This is a genomic window from Mycobacterium sp. UM_Kg27, from assembly GCF_000972905.1.
GTDB lineage: Bacteria > Actinomycetota > Actinomycetes > Mycobacteriales > Mycobacteriaceae > Mycobacterium.
The window spans coordinates 1-5231 of the sequence record NZ_JRMM01000199.1 but is presented as its reverse complement, the minus strand read 5'-3'; the positions used below and the strand labels follow the sequence as shown (position 1 = coordinate 5231).

Sequence of the window (5231 nt, the reverse complement as noted above, 5' to 3'; positions counted from 1 at the left end):
GATGTGTATAAGAGACAGTGCTTGAAGACCTGCCTCGCCGGGTCCGTGTCACGGACGCCCACCAGACCGGATTCATCGCCGGTGCGGTGCTGCTCGCTGTGCTCGGTTCTGTTGCTATCGCCTTTGTGCCCGAAGGTCTTTCGGGCTGGGCATGGTACGTGGTCGCGGGCATCGGGGTGGCCTCGGTGCTGCGGGCCCGGGTGTGGGACTCGGCGTGGTGCAAGGCCTGGCTGCTGGCCGAGCCGCACCTGACGGCGATTGCCCTGCTGGTCGGTTACGCGGCCACCGGCCGATTCGCGGCCGCCTTCGGCGCGGTACTGGTGCTGGCCGCCTTGGTGGCGGTATGGGCAGTAGTCTCCCTGAGCCCGTCTGTGGCATCGCCGGACAGCTACTCACTGCCGGTGCGTCGCCTGGTGGGCTTCCTGGCTTCCGGCGTCGACGCCACCTTGATCCCAGTCATGGCCTACCTGGTCGGCATTTTCGCCTGGGTTCTGTCTCGATGACCGTTGCCGTAGAGCGCAGCCGTAGCCGCACGGCGGTACGCGGTGCCGGGATCGCGGTGCTGGCAGCATTGCTGACCAGCGCGCCGGCTCTGGCAATCACCCCGCCGACGGTCGACCCGACCGTGCCGCCGCCCAGCGGAACTCCCGGCCCCGTCGCGCCGATGGAACAGCACGGCGACTGCGTCAGTTCAGGTTTGATGCCCGGAAGCAACGTCAGCAGCGCGCCCGCCGGACAGCGCCTGCTCGACCTGCCCAGCGCGTGGCAGTTCTCCCGGGGCGAGGGCCAGACGGTCGCCGTCATCGACACCGGCGTACGGCCGGGTCCTCGCCTTGGGGCGGTGGATCCGGGCGGCGACTACATCGGCACGACCGACGGCCTGACCGACTGCGACGGGCACGGAACGCTGGTTGCGGGGATCGTGGCCGGCCAGCCCGGTGATGACGGCTTCTCCGGCGTGGCCCCGGCCGCCCGGCTGCTGTCACTGCGGACCGCCTCCGCGGCGATCTCGCCGCGGCTGGGCGGAGACGACCCGCGGACGACCCGGGTGATCACCGACATAACCGCGCTGGCGCGGGCCATCGTGCACGCCGCCGACCTCGGTGCGCGGGTCATCACGGTCTCCACCACCACCTGCCTGCCCGCCGACCGCAACGTCGACCAGACGGCGCTGGGTGCGGCGTTGCGCTACGCGGCGGTGGAAAAGGACGCGCTGATCGTGGCGGCCGCCGGAGACGCCGGCCAGACCGGCTCGGTCGGCGGTGGCGGGGAGGCGTGCGAGTCCAATCCGCTCACCGACCTGAGTCGCCCGCAGGACCCGCGCAACTGGGCGGGAGTGACGTCCCTGTCGGTACCGTCGTGGTGGCACCCCTACGTGCTGTCAGTGGCCGCACTGTCATCGAGCGGACAGCCGTCCGGATTCACCATGGCCGGACCGTGGGTCGGTGTGGCCGCCCCCGGCGAGGAGATCGTCTCGGTGAGCAACCGCGACGACGGTGGACTGGCCAACGCGCTGCCGGGCAACCAAGGTCGGCTGGTGCCGCTCAGCGGTACCGGGTACGCCGCGGGCTACGTGGCCGGCGTGGCCGCGCTGGTTCGCGGCCGTTACCCGGACCTGACCGCGATGCAGGTCGCGCACCGGATCGTGGCGACTGCCCACAACTCCGCGCGCGCACCGTCCGCTCTGGTGGGCGCTGGGACCATCGACCCGGTGGCCGCCCTGACCTGGGAACTGCCCCCGGCTGCTGACCCGGCGGCCGCACCCGCGAAGAAGATCTCCCCACCCCCGGCACCGCAACCCGAGGACCCGGCGCCGCGGATCGTGGCCTTCGCCGGAACCGCGCTGCTGGCCGGGTTGGTCGCCGCCGTCGCCACTGGCGCCGCGGCGGCTGCTCGCCGACGAAAGGAAAACCAGCTGTGAGCTCGCACCGAACCACCATTCCCCGACCCGGACCGGCCCGGATCGCCTTGGTGCTGTTGGCCGTTGTGCCCGCGGTGATGGCGAATCCCTGGGAGACCACCGCGCAGCGCTGGGCGCTCGCCGTGGGCATCATCGTGACGATCCTGCTGCTCGGCTGGTGGCGTGGCCTGCACTTCACCACGATCGCTCGTCGCCGGTTGTCGATGCTGCGCTCACGCGGCGGCGCGCACACCGACCGTAGGAGCGCTGCCGGCGCCCGCGCGACCGCGGCGCTGCGAATCACGGCCTCGGCGGCCGGGAACGCGGTACCGGTGTCGCTGATCGCGAGCTACCTGAACCGGTACGGCCTACGGGCCGACGCGGTGCGCATCACCAGCCGCGCCGGGGCGGGAACCACCGACACCTGGATCGGCCTTACCTACGCGGCCGCGCCGAACCTGGCGGCGTTGCAGGCCCGGTCGGCGTCAATCCCGCTGCAGCGGACCGTTGACATCGCCGTGCGGCGCCTCGCCGACCACCTCCGCGAAATCGGTTGGGACACCGCGATCGTCGCCGACACTGAGATCCCGTCGCTGATCGACGCGGGTGCTCGGGAGGCGTGGCGGTCGGTTGTCGACGGCTCGGGTGACCACGTCGCCGCCTACCAGGTGGGGATCGACGCTGCGCTGGCCGACACGATCAGCCGAATTCAGGCGGTCAACGCCAATGAGACCTGGACGGTGCTGGAAGTCGCCGAAGCCGACGGTCAGCAGACTGTGGCGGCGGCTTGCGCGCTGCGTACCGGCCCGGCACCCGACGGTGGTGCACCGCTGGCCGGATTGCTGCCGCAGCAGGGTAACCATCGCAATGCGCTGCTGGGTCTGCATCCGCTGTCCGGCGTCCGGTTGGACGGCCACACCACGGTGTCGGGCGTCGAGATCGCCGGCCTGCGGTGGCCTGTCACGACGGCAGTTGCGGCCGCGCACTAGCGGGGTCGCCGCCGTAGGGCCGGCGGGCTAGAACATGTATGGCCGCAGGAACGCGGTCATCCTGCGCAGGTAGGCCGGTTGGCTGACGTGCAGCACATGGTTTCCTGGAAACCAGTGCAGTGCGCACTTATCCCAGTGGTGCCAGAGCATCTCGGACTGCTCCGGCGGTGCCAGCCGATCCCCCAGGCCGGTGATGATCAGTCGCCGTTCCGTGGCCACCAGCGGGGAATAGTTCAGCGGCGAGTGGTAGGCGGTCGCGGCGACGAACTCGTCGCCGGCGACCTGCCCCAGCCGTTGGCCGCCCTGGAGCACCAGGTTGGCCGGAAACCAGTCTCGGATCTCCGATTCCACGGCAACCACCGGAACGTTGGGGATGACCGCCTGCAATCGAGGTTCGACGGCAGCCAGCAGGGCGCTGGTGTAACCGCCCAGCGACAGACCGGTCAACGCGAAGCGGTCGACGCCGGTGGACTCCAGATAGTCGATCATCGATCGGAAGTCGTAAACCGCTTGGGCCATCGCCTCGGCGAAGCCTGACATGCCGTGCGAGAAGTAGCCGTATCCGCTGAAGGGGGAGTACTTTTCAGCACGCCGCCCGTGGAAGGGCAACGTGAACAAGGCCACGTCGTACCCGGTTCGAAAAAACCACGGCAGCGAGAAGAACAGGCCATTGAACAGGTAGGGCGACCCCATGAATCCGTGGATGACGCACAGTGTCGGCCGCGGCCCGTCATCGTGCCGCCAATGCTGAAACCGTGCGGTGTTGTTGTTCCCCAGGGCACGCCACGAGTCGCGCATCGCCGGATTGACCGCCTCGAAACCGCTGCGAAACGAGACGTTTTCGACCGTGCCGCGGGCGATCCGCTCCGCGATCGGATTTGCCCGCCGGGCCGAGACCCTCGGCAGCTCCGCAGGCGCGGGAAAGGATCGCATCGGGTCATGGTGTGACGCCAGCTCGGCGTAGTACGCCAGCCGTTCCCGCTCCTGGCGGGACTGCTTGCGGCCCACCGCGGTGGTCAGCACCGACGGGACCATCGCCGCGGCAACCATGGAAGCGACCGCGGTGCGCAGGCCGATGTCGGCGAAGGCCGACACATCCACGATCGCCTTCTCCCGCAACGACAACTCGCTGCGGTGCGGCAAGCCATGTTCGCCGGCGTCGGCACCGGGGACATCGGGAATCGGGATGGGCGGATTGAGCGGGGTGACGTCAGTGCTCACGGTGGCCGGCCTTTCGCGGGTGTTGGTCGCCCCGGTCCTGCGGACCCCGGTGCGACGTCAACCGGATGGTAACTCGGTTGCGAACAGCCGCGCGGCATTGTCGTGCAGAACCCCACGTAGCCAGGCGTCGTCGATGCCCGGCAGCGCGAGGATGGCGTCCAGTGCCTCGCGGTAGCCGTAGGGGATGTTCGGAAAGTCGCTGCCGAACAGAATCCGCTCACCCGCGGTGCGTAAACGCGGGTCAGCGCCGGTCGGGAACGGCATCAGCTCGTCAACGAACGCGGTGAACGCCATCGTGGTGTCGAGGTGTACCGCTTCGGATTCCAGGCAGATGTCGAGGAACTCGGCGTACTCCGGCATGCCCATGTGCGCGACGATCAAGGCCAGCCGGGGGTGGCGGCGTAGTAACCGTCGAACCGGTTCGGGTCCGGTGAAGCGGCCGGGCCGAGGACCGGAGCCGCAGTGAATGACGACCGGAATGCCGCAGTCCTCGATCACGCCCCAGACTTCGTCGAGCAGCGGATCAGTCGGGTCATAGTCGCCGACCTGAATGTGTGCCTTGAAGATCCGGGCTCCGGAATGGATGGCGGCTTTAACGTAGTCGGCCGCGCCGGGTTCCGGATAGAACGTCGCCGTGGGCAGGCAATCCGGTGTGTCGCGGGCGAATTGGGCTGCCCACTGGTTCAGCCACGCCGCCATCTCCGGCTTGTGCGGGTACACCAGCGAGGTGAACCGGCGCACCCCGAATGCGCGCAGCGTATCGACCCGATCGGACTCAGCCATGCGGTAGTTGATCGGCCAGGGCCGGCCGACCATCGGGCCGGCCGAATCGAAATACTTCCACACCTTGTCCATCACCGACTTGGGCATGAAATGGGTATGGATGTCGATGATTCCCGGCAGTCCCAGCGCCGACCAGACTTGGCGGACCGCGGCGGCTTCGTCGTGGCGAGTCATCGGCCGAACGTTACCTCGGCGTGGTGTTCCGTGATCCGCGGGAGTCACTGGCTGAGACGGTTGCCACGATTCGGACATGGCCGCCTTCGCCCGACCACGTGCGCGGCCCGGGGTCCGGTTGGCGCCTGGTCCCGGTGGTGCGGAATCTGTCTCTTATACACATC

General features: G+C 68.9%; 4 protein-coding genes and 1 pseudogene. 3 read left to right on the top strand and 2 right to left on the bottom strand.

Annotated elements, in window-relative coordinates:
• Positions 1–17: 17 nt before the first annotated feature.
• From eccD to eccE, 3 genes and pseudogenes are all read left to right on the top strand, one after another.
• Positions 18–503 (top strand): annotated as a pseudogene (gene eccD, locus LI94_RS20070) (type VII secretion integral membrane protein EccD); the annotation flags it as partial.
• Positions 500–1921 (top strand): type VII secretion-associated serine protease mycosin, encoded by a 1422-nt coding sequence (mycP, locus tag LI94_RS20065; RefSeq protein WP_052739994.1) that lies wholly within the window; start codon positions 500–502, stop codon positions 1919–1921. The pseudogene eccD and the gene mycP, both read left to right, overlap by 4 nt.
• A complete protein-coding gene (eccE, locus tag LI94_RS20060; RefSeq protein WP_046302311.1) occupies positions 1918–2889 on the top strand; it encodes a type VII secretion protein EccE in 972 nt (323 codons plus the stop codon). The genes mycP and eccE overlap by 4 nt, the downstream gene beginning before the upstream one ends.
• Positions 2890–2916: 27 nt before the next feature.
• Here eccE and LI94_RS20055 read toward each other — a convergent pair whose 3' ends face one another.
• Positions 2917–4110, bottom strand: coding sequence for an alpha/beta fold hydrolase (locus tag LI94_RS20055; RefSeq protein WP_046302310.1), 1194 nt, complete (start codon positions 4108–4110; stop codon positions 2917–2919).
• Between the two features lie 57 nt (positions 4111–4167).
• Positions 4168–5067, bottom strand: coding sequence for an amidohydrolase family protein (locus LI94_RS20050; RefSeq protein WP_046302309.1), 900 nt, complete (start codon positions 5065–5067; stop codon positions 4168–4170).
• Between the last annotated feature and the right edge of the window lie 164 nt (positions 5068–5231).